The sequence below is a fragment of the Virgibacillus ainsalahensis genome, assembly GCF_055380755.1.
Genome location: NZ_AP043943.1, coordinates 1,662,471 through 1,678,859 on the forward strand (window position 1 = coordinate 1,662,471; position 16,389 = coordinate 1,678,859).

At 35.8% G+C, this 16,389-nt stretch carries 22 protein-coding genes and 1 other RNA gene; 2 read left to right on the forward strand and 21 right to left on the reverse strand.

What is annotated here, in order from left to right; genetic code table 11:
• Window positions 1-71 precede the first annotated feature (71 nt).
• Window positions 72-341, forward strand: coding sequence for an acylphosphatase (locus ACZ427_RS07920; RefSeq protein WP_461179511.1), 270 nt, complete (start codon window positions 72-74; stop codon window positions 339-341).
• A gap of 115 nt (window positions 342-456) precedes the next feature.
• Here ACZ427_RS07920 and ACZ427_RS07925 read toward each other — a convergent pair whose 3' ends face one another.
• The 13 genes from ACZ427_RS07925 to ACZ427_RS07985 form a co-directional block, all read right to left on the reverse strand.
• Window positions 457-696: an indolepyruvate ferredoxin oxidoreductase subunit alpha gene (locus ACZ427_RS07925; protein ID WP_461179510.1), complete on the reverse strand. Its 240-nt coding sequence runs from the start codon at window positions 694-696 to the stop codon at window positions 457-459.
• A 430-nt stretch (window positions 697-1,126) separates the two neighbouring features.
• Window positions 1,127-1,678 (reverse strand): histidine phosphatase family protein, encoded by a 552-nt coding sequence (locus ACZ427_RS07930; protein ID WP_461179509.1) that lies wholly within the window; start codon window positions 1,676-1,678, stop codon window positions 1,127-1,129.
• 129 nt (window positions 1,679-1,807) lie between these two features.
• Complete coding sequence (locus ACZ427_RS07935) at window positions 1,808-2,014, reverse strand: DUF6501 family protein (protein ID WP_461179508.1); 207 nt, start codon at window positions 2,012-2,014, stop codon at window positions 1,808-1,810.
• A gap of 63 nt (window positions 2,015-2,077) precedes the next feature.
• The gene (gene msrA, locus ACZ427_RS07940) at window positions 2,078-3,040 is read right to left on the reverse strand and encodes a peptide-methionine (S)-S-oxide reductase MsrA (protein ID WP_461179507.1); all 963 of its coding nucleotides are present in this window, start codon (window positions 3,038-3,040) and stop codon (window positions 2,078-2,080) included.
• 81 nt (window positions 3,041-3,121) lie between these two features.
• Complete coding sequence (gene vrrA / locus ACZ427_RS07945) at window positions 3,122-3,574, reverse strand: VrrA/YqfQ family protein (protein ID WP_461179506.1); 453 nt, start codon at window positions 3,572-3,574, stop codon at window positions 3,122-3,124.
• A 466-nt stretch (window positions 3,575-4,040) separates the two neighbouring features.
• Window positions 4,041-4,235, reverse strand: coding sequence for a YozE family protein (locus ACZ427_RS07950; RefSeq protein WP_464883580.1), 195 nt, complete (start codon window positions 4,233-4,235; stop codon window positions 4,041-4,043).
• Window positions 4,236-4,272: 37 nt separating this feature from the next.
• Window positions 4,273-5,037, reverse strand: coding sequence for a twin-arginine translocase subunit TatC (tatC, locus tag ACZ427_RS07955; protein WP_461179504.1), 765 nt, complete (start codon window positions 5,035-5,037; stop codon window positions 4,273-4,275).
• A gap of 70 nt (window positions 5,038-5,107) precedes the next feature.
• The gene (locus tag ACZ427_RS07960; protein WP_461179503.1) at window positions 5,108-5,305 is read right to left on the reverse strand and encodes a twin-arginine translocase TatA/TatE family subunit; all 198 of its coding nucleotides are present in this window, start codon (window positions 5,303-5,305) and stop codon (window positions 5,108-5,110) included.
• Between the two features lie 21 nt (window positions 5,306-5,326).
• Window positions 5,327-5,533 (reverse strand): twin-arginine translocase TatA/TatE family subunit, encoded by a 207-nt coding sequence (locus ACZ427_RS07965; protein ID WP_461179502.1) that lies wholly within the window; start codon window positions 5,531-5,533, stop codon window positions 5,327-5,329.
• 151 nt (window positions 5,534-5,684) lie between these two features.
• Window positions 5,685-6,173: a dihydrofolate reductase gene (locus ACZ427_RS07970; protein ID WP_461179501.1), complete on the reverse strand. Its 489-nt coding sequence runs from the start codon at window positions 6,171-6,173 to the stop codon at window positions 5,685-5,687.
• Between the two features lie 30 nt (window positions 6,174-6,203).
• On the reverse strand, window positions 6,204-7,157 hold the full coding sequence (locus ACZ427_RS07975) for a thymidylate synthase (protein WP_461179500.1): 954 nt from the start codon (window positions 7,155-7,157) through the stop codon (window positions 6,204-6,206).
• A 91-nt stretch (window positions 7,158-7,248) separates the two neighbouring features.
• A complete protein-coding gene (locus ACZ427_RS07980) occupies window positions 7,249-7,836 on the reverse strand; it encodes an HD domain-containing protein (RefSeq protein WP_464883551.1) in 588 nt (195 codons plus the stop codon).
• The gene (locus ACZ427_RS07985; RefSeq protein ID WP_461179498.1) at window positions 7,836-9,506 is read right to left on the reverse strand and encodes a formate--tetrahydrofolate ligase; all 1,671 of its coding nucleotides are present in this window, start codon (window positions 9,504-9,506) and stop codon (window positions 7,836-7,838) included. Before ACZ427_RS07985 ends, ACZ427_RS07980 begins: the two co-directional genes overlap by 1 nt.
• Before the next feature lie 337 nt (window positions 9,507-9,843).
• Between ACZ427_RS07985 and ACZ427_RS07990 the strand changes: the two genes are divergently transcribed.
• The gene (locus tag ACZ427_RS07990) at window positions 9,844-10,044 is read left to right on the forward strand and encodes a cold-shock protein (RefSeq protein WP_375053123.1); all 201 of its coding nucleotides are present in this window, start codon (window positions 9,844-9,846) and stop codon (window positions 10,042-10,044) included.
• Window positions 10,045-10,064: 20 nt separating this feature from the next.
• Here ACZ427_RS07990 and ACZ427_RS07995 read toward each other — a convergent pair whose 3' ends face one another.
• The 8 genes from ACZ427_RS07995 to ACZ427_RS08030 form a co-directional block, all read right to left on the reverse strand.
• Entirely contained in the window at window positions 10,065-10,421 is a 357-nt protein-coding gene (locus ACZ427_RS07995; protein WP_461179497.1) for an isoprenylcysteine carboxylmethyltransferase family protein, read from the reverse strand.
• Between the two features lie 169 nt (window positions 10,422-10,590).
• Window positions 10,591-11,676 carry a type III polyketide synthase gene (locus ACZ427_RS08000; RefSeq protein ID WP_461179496.1) on the reverse strand — a complete coding sequence of 362 codons (1,086 nt, stop codon included), beginning with the start codon at window positions 11,674-11,676 and terminating at the stop codon, window positions 10,591-10,593.
• A 58-nt stretch (window positions 11,677-11,734) separates the two neighbouring features.
• Window positions 11,735-13,234 carry a carboxypeptidase M32 gene (locus ACZ427_RS08005; RefSeq protein WP_461179495.1) on the reverse strand — a complete coding sequence of 500 codons (1,500 nt, stop codon included), beginning with the start codon at window positions 13,232-13,234 and terminating at the stop codon, window positions 11,735-11,737.
• 2 nt (window positions 13,235-13,236) lie between these two features.
• On the reverse strand, window positions 13,237-14,373 hold the full coding sequence (locus tag ACZ427_RS08010; protein WP_461179494.1) for a THUMP domain-containing class I SAM-dependent RNA methyltransferase: 1,137 nt from the start codon (window positions 14,371-14,373) through the stop codon (window positions 13,237-13,239).
• 224 nt (window positions 14,374-14,597) lie between these two features.
• Window positions 14,598-14,973: RNase P RNA component class B (gene rnpB, locus ACZ427_RS08015), an RNA gene on the reverse strand.
• Window positions 14,974-15,050: 77 nt separating this feature from the next.
• On the reverse strand, window positions 15,051-15,371 hold the full coding sequence (gene gpsB, locus ACZ427_RS08020; protein ID WP_461179493.1) for a cell division regulator GpsB: 321 nt from the start codon (window positions 15,369-15,371) through the stop codon (window positions 15,051-15,053).
• Between the two features lie 182 nt (window positions 15,372-15,553).
• The gene (locus ACZ427_RS08025) at window positions 15,554-15,955 is read right to left on the reverse strand and encodes a cytidine deaminase (RefSeq protein WP_464883552.1); all 402 of its coding nucleotides are present in this window, start codon (window positions 15,953-15,955) and stop codon (window positions 15,554-15,556) included.
• Window positions 15,956-16,019: 64 nt separating this feature from the next.
• Window positions 16,020-16,379, reverse strand: a complete 360-nt coding sequence (locus ACZ427_RS08030) for a DUF1798 family protein (protein WP_461179492.1) — start codon at window positions 16,377-16,379, stop codon at window positions 16,020-16,022.
• Between the last annotated feature and the right edge of the window lie 10 nt (window positions 16,380-16,389).

Below are 16,389 nucleotides of genomic sequence, written 5' to 3' on the forward strand. Positions count from 1 at the left end.
GCATTGCGTTTAGTTTTAAATAACCACACCAGGGTTATATAGAAAGTAAGATAAATTTATGAGGTGATTGTTTGAATAAACATTTGGTAATATACGGACGTGTTCAGGGGGTTGGATTTAGATACACGGCTCAACAAAAAGCACTGGAATATGATTTAACCGGCTGGGTACAAAACAAATTAGATGGTTCAGTGGAAATGGTAGTAGAAGGTGAGGAAAAGCAAACTTATTCATATGTCGAAGAACTGAAAACAGGACTCAACCAATTTATTCAAGTTGATCATATCAAAATAAACACTTATACAGAAAACAAAGGATATAAAGATTTTTCCATAAAATAAACAGCTGCCAAATTTTTATGGCAAAAGCTTAGCCTGAACTTATACAGTAAGAAAATTTTATGCTTTCTTATTACTAAAAAATGCCGCTAACCAAAATTGGTTAGCGGCATTCCTCCTACTGTTCTTCGAAAAACCTTTGATTTAACGCAATATATTCGTTCTCTTCCTGAGGAACCTCATCTTCCATATAGATTGCTTCAACAGGACATACGGCTTCACATGCTCCACAATCAATACAAATATCCGGATCGATGTAGAACATATCTTTCCCTTCCTCTATACAATCAACAGGACATACTTCCACACATTCTCCTGATTTTTCATCTTTACAAGGTGATGTAATTACAAATGCCAAGTAAATCTCCTCCTTCTAAATCGTACTTAACTAATCTACCTTCTATTATTTATTATACCTTAGTTCCTGCTAAAAATAAATTATTCATTTATTTCAATGTCTGTTATAGAATTTAATTTTCGTAGGAGAAGATGTGAGAGAAACATGGAAATTTCTATACGTAAGGGATTCATTATGGTATATAGTCAATCATTTGGAATCACGCTTTTACTAGGGGAATCAGCGAGTATTGTGAATGACTATGCTCGTTGGGATATATACCTATTCAATATATTAACAGCTATATAAAGATTGGTTTATTAGAAATTACAGAAGATCTGAATTTACTATAGAACTCGATAGCGAGTGTAAACCCACTTGGTATCGAATAATTCCCGGAAATGTATGAAGAGAGTCTGGGAATCCTGTTGGTAAACTTGTGCGTATGATTCTAAACATTCCATAAGCACTCCAGGGAAAAATAATCATTATGGTAATTAATTAGAAACACATCCGGATTTCGGAGTTCTTTCCATTGTTGAAATCCAAAATCTGGATCATATTGGTTTAATAATAAAGCCAATAAATTACCATGGCTTATTATAATAATATTTTCTATTTCTTTACTTGAAAAAATGTCTTCCATCACAATGTTTGCTCTAGCAATGACTTCATTGGCAGATTCGCCACCTGGTAAAGCAAAATCTCGATGATAGAAGGAATGTTCGACCACATCCATCCAATCATCAACTGGATCTTCACTTAATATCCGTTCTGTAAGCCGATCATCAATATTGATTTCTATATCTTCTAATTCTGCAAATGGTTTAATACTTTCAATAGCGCGTAGATAAGGACTTGAGATTATTTTATCAAACTTAATATTTTGTTCACTGAAAAATTCTGAGAGAAGATAAGCTTGTCTTATACCAATCGTTGTCAGTGGTGAATCCTTGTGTTGGCCATCAGCAGTACAATGACGGACAAAATAAATTTTTTTCATTGTGAATCATCCCCTCTTCTTGAATTTAATCAGCTGAAACTGATTTCGAAATAGTAAATAAATTATAACATCAATCTACAGAATAGAGAATAGTTCATGTATAAAAAATAACAGGGTTGTCCTCCCCTGTTATTTTATTTCCTTAAAATACTCTTTAAGGAATCCCCCGATTCTATTACTATTGTCTATAATAAAATAAAATTCATCGGTTTCATTTTTAACCTCATATTTTTCCCCGGGCGTTAATTTATTATCAACCACGAATTTTTTTGCATTTGCATGTACACATTCTATTTGTTTGATTGTCTTTGTGTTCTCCCAGTTGAGGTGGATCATTTGTTTTCCTTCTTTCTTTTGAAGAGTAACTGATTTAACAACTTTTTATTATTTTTGGCTCACTTACTTTTTAAACAAATATAAATATTTCTCATAGCCTTCTTCAGTCATTTTATTTTTAGGAATAAATCGCATTGCTGCTGAATTCATGCAATAACGTAATCCCCCTGCTTCCTTTGGTCCATCTTCAAATACATGGCCAAGATGGGAGTCGGAAGCTTTACTTCTTACTTCGGTTCGTATCATGCCATGTGTTGTATCCGTATTTTCTTTCACCTCATAATTGTCGATCGGTTTTGTAAAGCTTGGCCAACCACAGGAAGCATCGAATTTATCTTTTGAAGAGAACAATACTTTACCGGAAACAATATCAACATATATTCCTTCTTCAAAATTATCCCAGTATTCATTTTGGTATGGCGTTTCCGTTCCATTTTCTTGCGTAACATGATATTGTATTGGCGATAGTTGTTCTTGTAATTTTGATTTATCCATTTTTTCCTCCCATGTGTTTTTTATAAAATCCTCTCTGCCCGATCCTTTTTTATATAAACGGTAATGAAAAGATTGCTTCTTATAGTAATCCTGGTGTTCATCTTCGGCAACATAGAATGGCTTAGCAGGTAAAATTTCAGTGACAATCGGCTTAGAAAATTTTCTGCTTGCTCCTAATTCTTCTTTTGACTTTTCAGCAATTTTCTTTTGCTCTTCATTATGGTAAAAAATGGCTGTTTGATAGGACTCTCCTCTGTCATTAAATTGTCCCCCGGGATCTGTGGGGTCAATCTGCTGCCAAAATGTAGAAACAAGCTGCTTATATGACATAATACTCGGGTCGTATGTTATTTGTACTGCTTCAACATGGCCTGTAGAATTTGAACAAACTTCTTCATACGTCGGATTTTCTACTGTTCCTCCCGTATAACCTGAAACAATACTAATAACGCCTGGACGCTCGTCAAACGGCTCTACCATACACCAAAAGCATCCACCAGCAAACGTTGCGATTTCTTTTTCGGCTGTCATAATAATTAATACCTCCAATACTTCATGCTTACCTCTATTTTTCCGTTTATTCAATAAAAAATCAAGCTGTGAGACTTATATTCAGATAAATAGTTTCGGACTGGAAGTTCCATCTCCGCTACTTTGTTCAGAATGCTTTCCAATATCCTTTATGGTTTCATCTTGTTGTAGAGAGTTTTCTTCTTTTTCCGGGATATCATTTGTGTCTGGCATATCACTTGTATTTTCAATTTCCTTAAATGCTTTCATCATTCGATACATTGCAGGAAGATTTTTAACCATCGGTCCATATTCCTCTATGATTGGAGCAGTGGTTTGAACTACCTTTAAAACCTGTTGAACATTATTTAATGTTTTCGATACACCATCAACTCCCCTGTTCATAAGTCCATCTTGTAATTGTTTTGGACGTACGCTTTTTCTGTTATTTGTATTTGGATACCTGTTTAAACGTTGGTTCGGAAACAAAAAATTATTATCAGGCTGTTGCCATTGGCTGGGATGAAAATCTCTGTTACCTTGTGTCGGAAACATACTCATACTCCTCCTTATTATTAACAATCCGTTACGATATTGTATGTACATAATGAAAAAGCGTATAGGCACAAGTACTTTAGAGCTTTATTATTAAAGCAAATAAAATAATCGATTATTTCCCGGGCAACCGCATATAGTAACAATTAACTACTTTTATAACGCTGTTTTTGACGAAAGTGAATGAAAAATGAAAGTAACTGTATAATGATCAGATTGATAATGTTCTCTTTTTTGTAAATTAGCTATAAATAAATTACTGTATTTTGATCTATACTTATGAAATAATTACTAACCTTGACCACTGTTATGGCAGCTTTCCATCAGGTATCTGATAATTGATCAAACGTTTGTTTAATTTTTTCTGACAGTAAACAAAGTACTGATGATTGTTTTAGATTTTTAGGATCTTCAGCCTTTTTTATTTATGAAAAAAATAGCCATGGAAATACATCCAGGGCTATTGCTAGTTCTCTTTTTCTTTATATATATCCCAAAGGTCGTCGAATACCATCAATGCGTTCGCAAAAGGCGTGTTCCACTCTAGATACCTGCTTATTTCATCATAGTCTTTTGAATGTTTGGGGAAGCTATGATCAAAAAAAGCCCAATCAGCCAAACGACTGTAATCATCTGGATTCTTGTTTCCCCTATATGACATTAGAAACTGATAAAAAAATTTCAATTTACTCACTCCATCACGTCAAGCTATCATTGTTCATAAATTCTTCATGTTTTTTCTGTTTTTTACGATAGACAGTTGCAGAAAGATAAATACTGATTTCATATAGCAAAACCAATGGTATAGCAATAATAATCGGCATGATTAAATCCGGTGGTGTAACCATTGTTCCAACAATAATCAATATAAAATATGCATACTTTCTCGATTTCCGCATGAAATCAGGTGTTAATACACCTAAACTTGTCAAAAACATAGCAATAATAGGTATTTCAAAAATCACAGCAAATGGAACGGTTATACGTAATAAAAATTTAAAATATCTTTCAACCGTGAACATCTCCGTAAACATTCCAGCATTTAGATTGAGCAAAAAAGGAAAAATTAATTTCACAAACATAACATAACCAAATACTAATCCGCCGATAAACAAAAGAAAGATAAAAGGAATATAAGCTAACGAGGCTTTCCGTTCATTCGGTGTTAGACCAGGTTTTATGAACAGCCAAACCTGGACTGTTAATAGCGGGAGTGTCGCCACAATTGCAACTAACCCGGCCATGGAGAAATTGACCCAAATGATTTCGCCGGGGCTTATAAGGGTTAAGGTAGTATCTAAATCTTTTGTAAAAAATTCTATTATGTATTCAACATAAATAAAACCGACACCGAAAAATATAATAAAGAAAATAGCTGTTACAATCAATCTGTTTCTCAATTCGGATAAATGCCCAGTAAGGTTCATTTCTTTATCTTCTTCATGTATATGTTCGTCAGCCATTGTTTCACACTCCCAGTCAAATAACGTAAAAGAAGATGCAAGGCTACGTCCCTTACACCTTCACACCGCATCAATTTTTAGTTGATGTATTATTATCTTGCGTTTTTGATGTATTATCTTCCGATGCAATATTATTGGTTGCTTTCTTAAATTCACGTAAGGTCTGGCCCGCAGCTTTACCAATTTCAGGTAATTTGGAGGGACCAAATATGACTAAAGCGACAATAAGAATTAAAATTAACCCAGGGACACCAATACTGCTTAACATTATCTTTCACTCCCCAAGATCTTATTTAGATTCGTTACCTTGAACGATATCTTTTGTTTCTTTTATTTCTTCTGTTACATCACTTGTAAGATCATTTGTTGACTTTTTAAATTCACTTAAGGTTTGGCCCGCAGCTTTACCAATTTCCGGCAGTTTCTTTGGTCCGAAAATCACCAACGCTATAACCAATATTAATATTAATCCTGGAATTCCTATACTTGATAACATTATTACACCTCTTTTATAAACGACATAAGGTATATCTAATTATGAGAAATATACGTAACGCTCAAACGAGTTCTTGTAACATGTATAGTTTAACATGTTTATCTTCATTTAAACAAGCTATAGTTATTTGCTGCTTTTAGGCAATCGATGATTATGTTCTATCATATTGCAGAAAATAATAATCATAGGGATTTGTTTCATTCTTCTCCCCTTTTAAATTGGAAGTAAGGTTCCAATCATCCTCTGAGAAATTCGGGAAATAAGTATCGCCATCGAAGACTTCATCAATTAATGTTATATACATCCGATCAGCATATTCCAGAACCTGTTCAAATATTTTTCCGCCTCCGATTACGAAATATTCTCTATCAGGGTTTTCATTATTCCATTCCTTAATTATTTTCAAATCATGAATGACGTCAACCGCTTCTGGATAATCCGTCTGTTTTCCTGTGATAACAACATTTTTCCGGTTCGGTAATGGCCCCCGCATCGATTCAAATGTTTTTCTTCCCATAATAATCGTTTGTCCAGTTGTCTTTTCTTTAAAAAATCGCAGATCCTTTGGCAAGTGCCACGGCAAATCTTGATTCATACCAATCACATGATTACGGTCCATAGCTAACAGCAATGAAATCATTATCAACTTCCTCCTTCCTTTATTAGTGGTTTATACAGCGATTGGTGCCTTGATCGCCGGATGCGGGTCATAATCAATTAGTTCAAAATCTGTTAGCTCAAAATCAAAGATAGATGTTTTTTCTTTGTTTATTTTGAGCTTGGGGAATGATCTAATTTCACGACTGAGTTGTGTATTTACTTGCTCCACGTGATTTGAATAAATATGTGCATCTCCCAGTGTGTGGACAAATTCTCCAGGCTCTAACTCACATTCATGTGCTATTAAACACGTCAAAAGAGCATAACTCGCAATATTAAACGGCACACCAAGGAAGATGTCTGCACTTCGTTGGTATAACTGACAGGATAATTTTCCATCAGCTACGTAAAATTGAAACAGTGTATGGCATGGAGGTAATGCCATAGTGGGTACGTCTTCTGGGTTCCATGCAGAAACAATATGTCTTCGTGAATCAGGATTGATTCGGATAGATGTAACTACCTCTTTCAATTGATCAATCGCTTCATCTTTAGAAGTTTTCCAATTCCGCCACTGTTTTCCGTAAACAGATCCAAGGTCGCCATATTCTTTTGCAAAATCATCATCTTTCAGGATCTTTTCCTTGAAAATATTCATCTGTTCTTTATATTGTTCATTAAATTCAGGATCCCGCTGACTCCGATTTCCAAAGTTCGTCATATCAGGTCCTGTATAATCTTCACTTGCTATCCACTTTTCAAACGCCCATTCATTCCAAATATTATTATTATTCTCGAGCAAATAACGAATATTCGTATCCCCTTTAATAAACCATAAGAGTTCACTGGCAACCAGTCGGAATGGTACTTTCTTCGTTGTTAATAACGGAAAACCATCACTTAGGTCAAAACGCATTTGATGACCAAACACGGAATAAGTCCCAGTATCTGTACGATCCGCCTTCCTATTTCCGTTATCCAAAATATGCTTACATAAATCCAGGTAAGCTTGTTCACCTTTCACTTATAATCTCCTCCATTTATTAAGAAACTTCTCGTTCATATGTTATATATGTATTTTATCACTAAGTTTGTATCAATTTCCATCATCTTTTCTACCATTCCTTATAAAATTGCTCTAGAAAGCTTTCCATAAACCTGTGTCTTTCTTCAGCAATTTCTTTAGCAGTTGGTGTATGCATTCTATCTTTTAATTTCAGTAATTTATCATAAAAATGTTGGACTGAAGTAAATTCCATCTCTTTATGATAAATCAATTGTCCCTTTGCTCCACCATATGCAAAGGTCCGTGCTATACCAATAGCACCTATTGCATCGATTCGATCTGCATCCTGTACAATTTTCCCTTCAAGTGTGGCGGGTGTATTTCCTTTACTGTAGGAAACATCATTAATTGCTTCTTTAATCTGTTTTATTTTCTGACTGGATAAATCGATGGATGCCAGGAAGGTCATCAGATTTTCTAAAGCATCTTCCGGATCAGGAAAAAGCTTTGCATCTCCAATGTCATGCACCCAGGCTGCTGTTTCACAGATGAAAGAATCTGCTCCCTCTTTAGTGGAAATATGTTTTGCTAATCGAGCTACACGTTTCATATGATTATAATCATGGCCAGTTGCATCAGCAGAGAATTGTTTGTATACATAGTCCTGGATTGCTTGCAGTTGATTATCTTTCATCATTAAAATAACCCAACACCTTTTCCATCTTCAGTTACATCCATATTTAATGCAGCGGGCGATTTTGGCAACCCGGGCATTGTCATTACATCACCGGTTAAAACAACAATAAATCCTGCACCAATAGATGGACGTAGTTCTCTGATATTAATTGTAAAACCATTTGGTCTCCCTAATAGATTTGGATTATCCGAAAGAGAATATTGCGTTTTTGCCATGCATACAGGAAGATGACCCCACCCTTGTTTTTCATAATATGTAAGTTGCTTTTTTGCTTTCGGTGATAATTCGATATCATCTGCACCATAAACGTTTTGAGCTATTTTCCTGATTTTTGTTTCGATTGTTTCATCCAGGTCATAAAGTTTATTAAAGTTTCCTTTGTCTGATTTAATTTTAGTTATTATTTTTTCAGCTAAAGGAATCCCGCCTTCTCCTCCGTTTGCCCATACATCCGTTAATGCCACATCCAGTTCACGATCTCTGCACCAATTATCTATGAAATTTATTTCTGCTTCTGTATCTGTCGGAAATTTATTAATAGCAACCACGAACGGCAGACCAAACGTTTTGATTGTTTCAATATGCTTCTCTAAGTTTTCCATACCTGCTTCTAAGGCATTGACGTTTTCTTCTGTCAGATTGTCCTTTGTCAATCCACCATGCATTTTTAAGGCACGAATTGTTGCGACGATTACGACAGCGTTTGGATCAAAGTCACCAATACGGGATTTTATATTGAGAAATTTCTCTGCACCAAGATCCGCACCAAAACCAGCTTCTGTTACGACATAATCTCCTAATTTCGCGGCAATTTTTGTAGCCATAATACTATTACAACCATGTGCAATATTGGCAAATGGACCGCCGTGCAGAATGGCTGGTGTATTTTCAGTCGTTTGTACCAAATTTGGCTTTAAAGCGTCTTTCAGCAATAATGTTAAAGCTCCTTCCACTTTCAAGTCACTCACTACTACTGGTTTCTCATCATACGTGTAGCCAATTACAATGTTTGCAATTCTTCCCTTTAGATCTTCAAGGCCTGTGGCTAAGCATAATATAGCCATCATTTCAGAAGCAACCGTAATTGTAAACCCGTCTTCTCTCGGGCCACCGCGTGATGGCCCACCTAAACCAACAACAATTTGACGTAATGCCCGATCATTCATATCAATTACGCGTTTCCATTCAATTCTCCTTGGATCAATACTTAGTTCATTACCATGATGAATATGATTATCTATCATTGATGCGAGAGCATTATTTGCGCTTGTTATAGCATGAAGATCCCCGGTAAAATGTAAATTGATATCTTCCATTGGGAGTACTTGAGAATAACCACCACCTGCAGCTCCACCCTTTAACCCCATTACAGGGCCTAAAGATGGCTCCCTTAGCGCGATGACAGCGTTTTTCCCAATCTTATTAAAAGCCTGACCTAAACCAACCGTTACCGTAGACTTCCCCTCTCCTGCCGGTGTTGGATTGATTGAGGTAACTAAGATTACTTTCCCATTTGTTTTGTTTTTTAATTTATTCAATAGTTTATCCGATAGTTTTGCTTTCCTGTGACCATAGGGTTCCCAGTCTTCTTCCGTCAGATTAAGTTCTGCTGCAATGTCTTTAATCGGTTTAAGACTGGTCTGTTGAGCAATCTCTATATCTGTTCGCATCTAATTACCTCCTTATTTTTTCATATACCATAAGTGTACCTTTTTTTATATTACTTTTCACTTTTTATGAAAATTCTATGTGTATAAATTTTCTATTAAGTTAAAAAATATTCTTTTTAAGTAAAAATATGGAGTCTATTTCTTGACTGAGCAATATAAATAAGCTATATTAGGGTCAAGCAAAGAAGATGTATGGAATCATTAAAGACAGGCAGCTTCTATAGAAGTGGGTGTAATAGTGATCCTACACTTCTATAGGTGCTGCCTATTTTGATGTTCCGGCTATCGACTTTGTATTAACACGTTTAACGTGAAAGTTTTTAGGAGGATTATTTACATGGAAAATGGAGTAGTTAAGTGGTTTAACGCAGAAAAGGGGTATGGCTTCATTCAATTGGAAGAAGGAAATGATGTATTCGTTCATTATTCTGCTATCCAGGAAGAAGGCTTCAAAACATTAGAAGAAGGACAAGAAGTTTCTTTCGAGATTGTCGAAGGTGAACGTGGCCCACAAGCTGCAAATGTAACAAAAAAATAATGCATATATAAGTGGTAATCTTAATCGATTACCACTTTTTTTGTATCCTTGAACGCTCTTTCTTCAATAGGAATTCGTACAGTTAATAAAAGAATATGCAAGATTGGAAATACAATCGCCGTAATATATGCATCAAATAACAAGGGAATGATGAATAGTTCAATCCCAACTATGATGTAATTTGGATGTTTAACATACTTGTATGGTCCTTCCTTTACTAAAGAAAATTGTGGAGAGATAATAATCTTCGTATTCCAAAACCTGCCCAATGTATAAATACACCAAAACCTGAGGCTTTGTGTAATGATAAATAAAGTTAACAGAAAGTAACTTAATCGCACATAGCCTACGTCACGTATGATAATTTCCGATAACATAAAAAGGAAAAATAGAACATGGAGAATGACAAAAAACTTATAATGTTCTCATCCCTTTTCAACCCCGCCTCTGGCTCTCATCCATTTTTCATTTCTTCTTGCAATAACTAATTCAATCAAACGTTGCAATATAATAATAATCAGAAGAATCCACATATATACCGGCATCTTAAGTCCACTCCAATAATAACAATTCAGAACTAAACCCCGGTCCCAGTGCAGATAAGATACTTAATTCATTTGGGTTGACATCATCCTTCATTGCTTCTTTGAGTACATAAAATACAGTAGCTGAAGACATATTCCCATGGTTTGCCAAGACATTATAAGGATGCATTAACTTCCTGCGTGTAGTTTGAACGACCCCTTCCATCGCATCCAATACCTTTTTTCCACCAGGATGCGCAATAAATGAATGAATCTTTTCTTCATTCAAACCTATAGCTTGTAAAAATGAATAAATATGACCACTCCAAAAGGAACGAACCAAAGCAGGAATACTTTTTGAAAAAACAACTTCTAAACCACTATTCGTAACATCCCAACCCATAACAGAGGTACTTCCTTTTTTAGTCCTTGAACTTGATTGAATAATTTTCGGTGTGCTCTTTTTGTGAATTGAAAGTAATGGAGATGCTTCACCAATAGCCAAAACAGCACTCACGCCGTCACCAAAAAGGGCACTGCCAATTAGGTTGCTTTTTTTCACATCATCTTTTTGGAACGTAAGACTACACAATTCAGCGCATATGATTAATGCTGTTTTGTCAGGATGAGCTGTGAGCCAATCAAAAGCTCTCGATAATCCGATCGCACCACCTGCACACCCAAGCCCCCATAATGGCATGCGACTCGTTTCCTCACGAAAAGGTCGTTCATTAAACAAATAAACATCCATAGAAGGTGTTGCAATCCCTGTACTGGAAACGAATATAATCATATCAACTGCTTCATATGGAATATCCTGTTTTAAATAATCCTTGTTGGTTAAACAATGATCAACAGCATCAAGCATAAGCTTCTTCGTATATGTTTGGTAAAGGTCGTTCCTTTCTTTAAAAGAATGGTTCTGCTTTAACCATTCCTTATCTACTACGAATTGCCGTTTTTGCACAGCAGCATTATCAAATACAGGCAACAATCGTTTTATATGTGTTTGAGAATCGGAAAATACCTCTAATACCAATTCCTTCACTTCTTTTTGTGAAAGCTCATATTCAGGGATTCCAACGCCAACCGAACTGATGTAAGTCATAGTGCCACCCTTTTGTAGTACGATTTTTTGTTATGATTCCCCATTTATAATAAAAATATTAAAGATCGTAGATGGCTGTGTATTTATTTGTTAGATAATTAACCAGGTATTCGGGATTTAATTTTTCATTTGTAACATCCTCAACAATTTCCAGTGGTTTTTTCATTTTACCAAATTGGTGGACATTTTCTTTCAACCAGCTTGTTAACTGACTATATTCATTATTAAGTATGATTGAATTAAGATTATTCTCTTTTGAAAATGTATGATGAAATTGCGCTGCATACATGTACCCTAATGCATAAGAAGGAAAATAACCGAAGTCGCCGCCGGCCCAGTGAATATCTTGCAGTACTCCTTCTCTGTCCGTAGGTGGAGTAATTCCCAGATAATCATTCATTTTTTCATTCCACAAGTAAGGTAAATCTTTAACCTGAATGTCCCCATTTATTAATGCTTTTTCAAGTTCATAACGAACCATTATATGTAGGGAATAAGTTAATTCATCTGCTTCAATCCGAATCAATGAAGGTTTTACTTCATTTACAGCTTTGTAAAAAACATCTAAAGGTATCTGTTCGAAGTGATCAGGAGCGTAAGATTTAAATAAGTCATAGTTGCTTTCCCAGAATGCTTTATTTCTGCCAATAAAATTTTCCCAGAACAGCGATTGTGATTCATGGATTCCCATAGAAGTTCCTGATGATAATGGTGTATTTGCAAGCTTTGAACTGATATTTTGTTCATATAGTGCATGTCCACCTTCGTGGATGGTTCCAAATACCGCCATGCGAAAGTCTTCTTCATCATACCTGGTGGTAATGCGCACATCATTTTGATTTAAGGCAATAGCAAAAGGATGAATGGTTTCGTCAAGTCTTCCTGAAGTGAAATCATAGCCCATCTTCTCTAAGATTTCCATAGTAAAGGCTTTCTGATTCTTTTTTGGAAAAGGACTGGTCAAAATGGAAGAATCAGGTTTTGTATTGCTTTCTTTAATTTTATCGACTAAACTGCTGAGAGAACTCCGTAGTGCAGGAAACACGTTATCCAATACTTCGGTTGTTACCCCTGGTTCATAATTATGTAAAAGGGCATCATAGATGTTGTCCTCATAGCCCCAATATTCAGCGAATTTTTTATTATATTCCACTAGTTCTTCCAAATAGGGCTGAAATAAAGAAAAATTATCTTTCTCTCTTGCCTCTTGCCAAATGGATTCCGCTTTTGACTGTAACTTCACATAATCTTTGTACTCTTCCTTAGGGATTTTCCTATTTCTTTCATAGGCTTCTTCAGACACATTCACTGCTTTTTTAATCACTTCATCATCCGAGTGAACCTTTAAAATATCAATAAAATATTTTATTTTTTCGGATGTTTCCAACTGGTGTATTTTTTCTGCCAAAAATCCTACAACTTCGGAGCGTTGTTCCGCTCCGCTTTTTGGTATCTTTGTACGCATGTCCCAATGTGTCAGCATCATAACTTCCTGATACGAGCTTAATTCTTTCAACAATTCCTTGTAATCTTTTTCCAATAAATACGTATTATCCAAACTTATTCCCCCTTAATCTTTTTTCCGAAATATTGATAATAGTCGGTACGAATAAAACCATTAAACAGTTTTCGTTTCTTCGTTGCTTTCTCTCCATAATATTTCTCGAAATCTTCAAATGCAGTCATGATATACACACTCCAACTGGGGTGAGCTTTCATCACACTACCCAGCTGCTGATATATTTTTGCTATATTCTCTTTATCTCCCAGCCGCTGTCCATAGGGAGGATTACCTATGATATACCCGTTTTTACTACGTATAAATAAATCTTCCGCCCGCATCTGTTTCCATGTGATTAAATCTGCTAATCCTGCCTCCACAGCATTGTCATTTGCTATCATCACGAGTTTATGATCAATATCCGATCCGGTAATGTCCAGTTTTTGATCATAATTTGCCTTGTCTTCTACCTCTTCAAATGCTAAATCCCAATATTTGCTTTTAATAAGCGGCCAATTTTCCGAGACAAATTCACGGTTGAAGCCTGGCGCGATGTTTTGGCCGATTAGTGCTGCTTCAATTGCAATTGTTCCTGACCCGCAAAATGGATCAATCAATGGAAATTCAGGCTTCCAATTGGTGAGCATAATGAGGGCTGCAGCCAATGTTTCCTTTAATGGAGCCTCTCCCTGGCCAACCCGATATCCCCTTTTATGGAGACCAGCACCTGATGTGTCAATGGTAAGAGTGACTGTATCTTTCAGCAGTGCTACCTCTACTTTATACAACGCACCGGATTCAGGCATTTTAGAAGCAAGACCGTATTTGAGTTTTAAACGTTCCGCAATAGCCTTCTTGACAATTGCCTGACAATCCGGAACACTGTACAGTTTAGATTTCACAGATTTTCCGCTAACCGGAAATTGTCCTTCTTCAGCAATAAATGCTTCCCATGGGAGGGCTTTTGTTGATTCAAATAATTCGTCAAAGGTCACAGCCTTAAATTTACCCACAAGTACTTTGACGCGATCAGCGGATCGAAGCCACAAATTACAGCGGGGAATCGCTGATACTGGAGCTTCAAAAATCACCTTTCCATTATCCACCTCAACATCATAGCCTAATTCTTTCACTTCATTAGCAACAACCGATTCAAGCCCCATAGCTGCGGTTGCAATTAAAGTAACATTTTGCATAAAACTTATCCCTTCATTTTTAAATTAAATTAATTTTAGTTTACCATATTTTGTTTTAATAAATGAAAACATAACCACTGTGTTTGGAAAATCTCAGTTTTTGGCGCAATCTAATAACAGGTCGCCTTATAGATTTATTCTTTCCCAAGGAAAAACAAAAAACCTTTCCAATAGCATTACTGCCATTAGAAAGGTTGGTTTATCTATTGCAAGACCGTTAAATACTCGATAAGCCATGTTCTGTTCCATTGTACTTCATGCGGTGGTCAGCCTCGTACGCCGGTTGTAATCATCTATCTACAAGTAACACTTGTCTCCAATTCGGTTGAATTCCCTACTAAAGAGTGCCCCTACCAATATTTGGGTTGCTCACTCGCGGGGTTTACCTCGTTCCACCTGAAGTGTTTCCACTTCAGCTACGTCACTGTGGCACTTTCAAGGAACGTATTCCATATCATCACTGACTTAGGAATTTTTCCTGCCGTTAACCCTTAAGGTTACCCTGACTTATGATTTCGTCAAGCGCGAACACTACAAACCTCTCAGTTTGTGTGAGCATGGACTTTCCTCTGTATATAAATACAGCGATTACCTGAGTATTTAACTTTTAAACAGAAATATAGTCTAACACATATAAACAAATCATTCAACAGAAGGAAAAAATCAGTTCTTCTCTACTAAGAACCATTAACATTTTCCGCTTCTGTATATTTTTTTCCGAACACTGCTTTTTCTAAATTTGAAAGTCTCTTGAGTACGTCATAATTCACTTGCTGAGTTTGTTGGGAAGAACGGGACCTGCTTTGATCCTGCGAGCTTTTTTTAAATCTTTCAATTTCCTGTTGCAATCTTTCAATTTCCTGTTTAAATGCGTCGTAATCCTGAATAACCACATCAAGAAATTCATCTACTTGTTCTTGATTATAACCACGCATGGCTGTTTTAAATTCTTTCTCCAGGATATCTTTTCCATTCAGTTGTACGCGATTTAGACTCATATTACATTCACCTCGTATTTTCCGCTTGTTTTTGTTAGCAACTAACCACATGTCAATTTTATTATTTTTTACTGCTACTCGTAAGTATAATTTCTAGTTTTATAAATTATATCATAAAAAAGGAAACTGAAAAATCAGTTCCCAATTATTATTGCCCTAATTATAATTATAAACGTAATGATTTATTTATCAAGTAAATCATTTGGTGTGAAAGAAAATGGCAATAAATTCTCCATGGAGAGTGTTTTTATATCCTGATTTAGATTTGTCAAATGAATTTTCATTTCACCATCAAAAAATTCACTCATTACCTGACGACAGGCACCACATGGCGGAACAGGCCGTTTTGTATCTGCGGCAACAGCCATCTCCAAAAATTCAGTTTCCCCTTCGGAAATGGCTTTAAAGATGGTTACACGCTCGGCACAACAGGTTACGGAGTAAGCAGCATTTTCAATATTAAAGCCTGTATACAGCTTACCCGATCTGGTTAATAGAGCTGCTCCTACAGGGAATTTGGAATATGGCACATATGCATGTTTTCTAATGTTGATTGCTGCTTCAATCAAGTTATTATTTTTCATAAATAATCTCCTTCGCATTTCTCGTTGTAGTTTTAAGAAATTATTTGTAGTCACAAACGTCGTTTTATTCACTCTTTAATTCACTTAATAATTGATCAAAAATGTAATGAATGGAATGATTAAGTTCCATATACCTTTTTCTTTTCACATCATGATAGTAGCTGTGCATCATAAGTAATTCCATGTTTTCACGTGTTGAGGTGATTTGTTGGGGGTGTACATTTACCTTCCTTGCTTTTACAACGGATAAGGCGTCTTCCTCCCATTTTTCTAGACGTTCATAAATAGGAGTGGTATCTTCTTTCACCAGTGAAAAAAACTTTATATCTTTTTTATCCTCAGGAGGTGGGTTATTTTCGTACCTTTTCATTAAACGATTCAGGTTTGTTTTTAATTGTTCAGTTTGTTCTTTTAATGTCATCATGCAAGAACCG

What these genes read in the sequence shown, in the direction of transcription:
- ACZ427_RS07930 (WP_461179509.1), bottom strand. Translation starts at nt 1,678, where the DNA reads ATGAAAAAAATTTATTTTGTCCGTCATTGTACTGCTGATGGCCAACAC.
- ACZ427_RS07970 (WP_461179501.1), bottom strand. Translation starts at nt 6,173, where the DNA reads ATGATTTCATTGCTGTTAGCTATGGACCGTAATCATGTGATTGGTATG.
- tatC (WP_461179504.1), bottom strand. Translation starts at nt 5,037, where the DNA reads ATGGCTGACGAACATATACATGAAGAAGATAAAGAAATGAACCTTACT.
- gpsB (WP_461179493.1), bottom strand. Translation starts at nt 15,371, where the DNA reads ATGAGTCTAAATCGCGTACAACTGAATGGAAAAGATATCCTGGAGAAA.
- ACZ427_RS08010 (WP_461179494.1), bottom strand. Translation starts at nt 14,373, where the DNA reads ATGCAAAATGTTACTTTAATTGCAACCGCAGCTATGGGGCTTGAATCG.
- ACZ427_RS07965 (WP_461179502.1), bottom strand. Translation starts at nt 5,533, where the DNA reads ATGTTATCAAGTATAGGAATTCCAGGATTAATATTAATATTGGTTATA.
- ACZ427_RS07995 (WP_461179497.1), bottom strand. Translation starts at nt 10,421, where the DNA reads ATGTTATCGGAAATTATCATACGTGACGTAGGCTATGTGCGATTAAGT.
- ACZ427_RS07950 (WP_464883580.1), bottom strand. Translation starts at nt 4,235, where the DNA reads ATGTCATATAGGGGAAACAAGAATCCAGATGATTACAGTCGTTTGGCT.
- ACZ427_RS07985 (WP_461179498.1), bottom strand. Translation starts at nt 9,506, where the DNA reads ATGCGAACAGATATAGAGATTGCTCAACAGACCAGTCTTAAACCGATT.
- msrA (WP_461179507.1), bottom strand. Translation starts at nt 3,040, where the DNA reads ATGACAGCCGAAAAAGAAATCGCAACGTTTGCTGGTGGATGCTTTTGG.
- ACZ427_RS07960 (WP_461179503.1), bottom strand. Translation starts at nt 5,305, where the DNA reads ATGTTAAGCAGTATTGGTGTCCCTGGGTTAATTTTAATTCTTATTGTC.
- ACZ427_RS08025 (WP_464883552.1), bottom strand. Translation starts at nt 15,955, where the DNA reads ATGAAAAATAATAACTTGATTGAAGCAGCAATCAACATTAGAAAACAT.
- ACZ427_RS07980 (WP_464883551.1), bottom strand. Translation starts at nt 7,836, where the DNA reads ATGATGAAAGATAATCAACTGCAAGCAATCCAGGACTATGTATACAAA.
- vrrA (WP_461179506.1), bottom strand. Translation starts at nt 3,574, where the DNA reads ATGTTTCCGACACAAGGTAACAGAGATTTTCATCCCAGCCAATGGCAA.
- ACZ427_RS08030 (WP_461179492.1), bottom strand. Translation starts at nt 16,379, where the DNA reads ATGATGACATTAAAAGAACAAACTGAACAATTAAAAACAAACCTGAAT.
- ACZ427_RS07990 (WP_375053123.1), top strand. Translation starts at nt 9,844, where the DNA reads ATGGAAAATGGAGTAGTTAAGTGGTTTAACGCAGAAAAGGGGTATGGC.
- ACZ427_RS08000 (WP_461179496.1), bottom strand. Translation starts at nt 11,676, where the DNA reads ATGACTTACATCAGTTCGGTTGGCGTTGGAATCCCTGAATATGAGCTT.
- ACZ427_RS07935 (WP_461179508.1), bottom strand. Translation starts at nt 2,014, where the DNA reads ATGATCCACCTCAACTGGGAGAACACAAAGACAATCAAACAAATAGAA.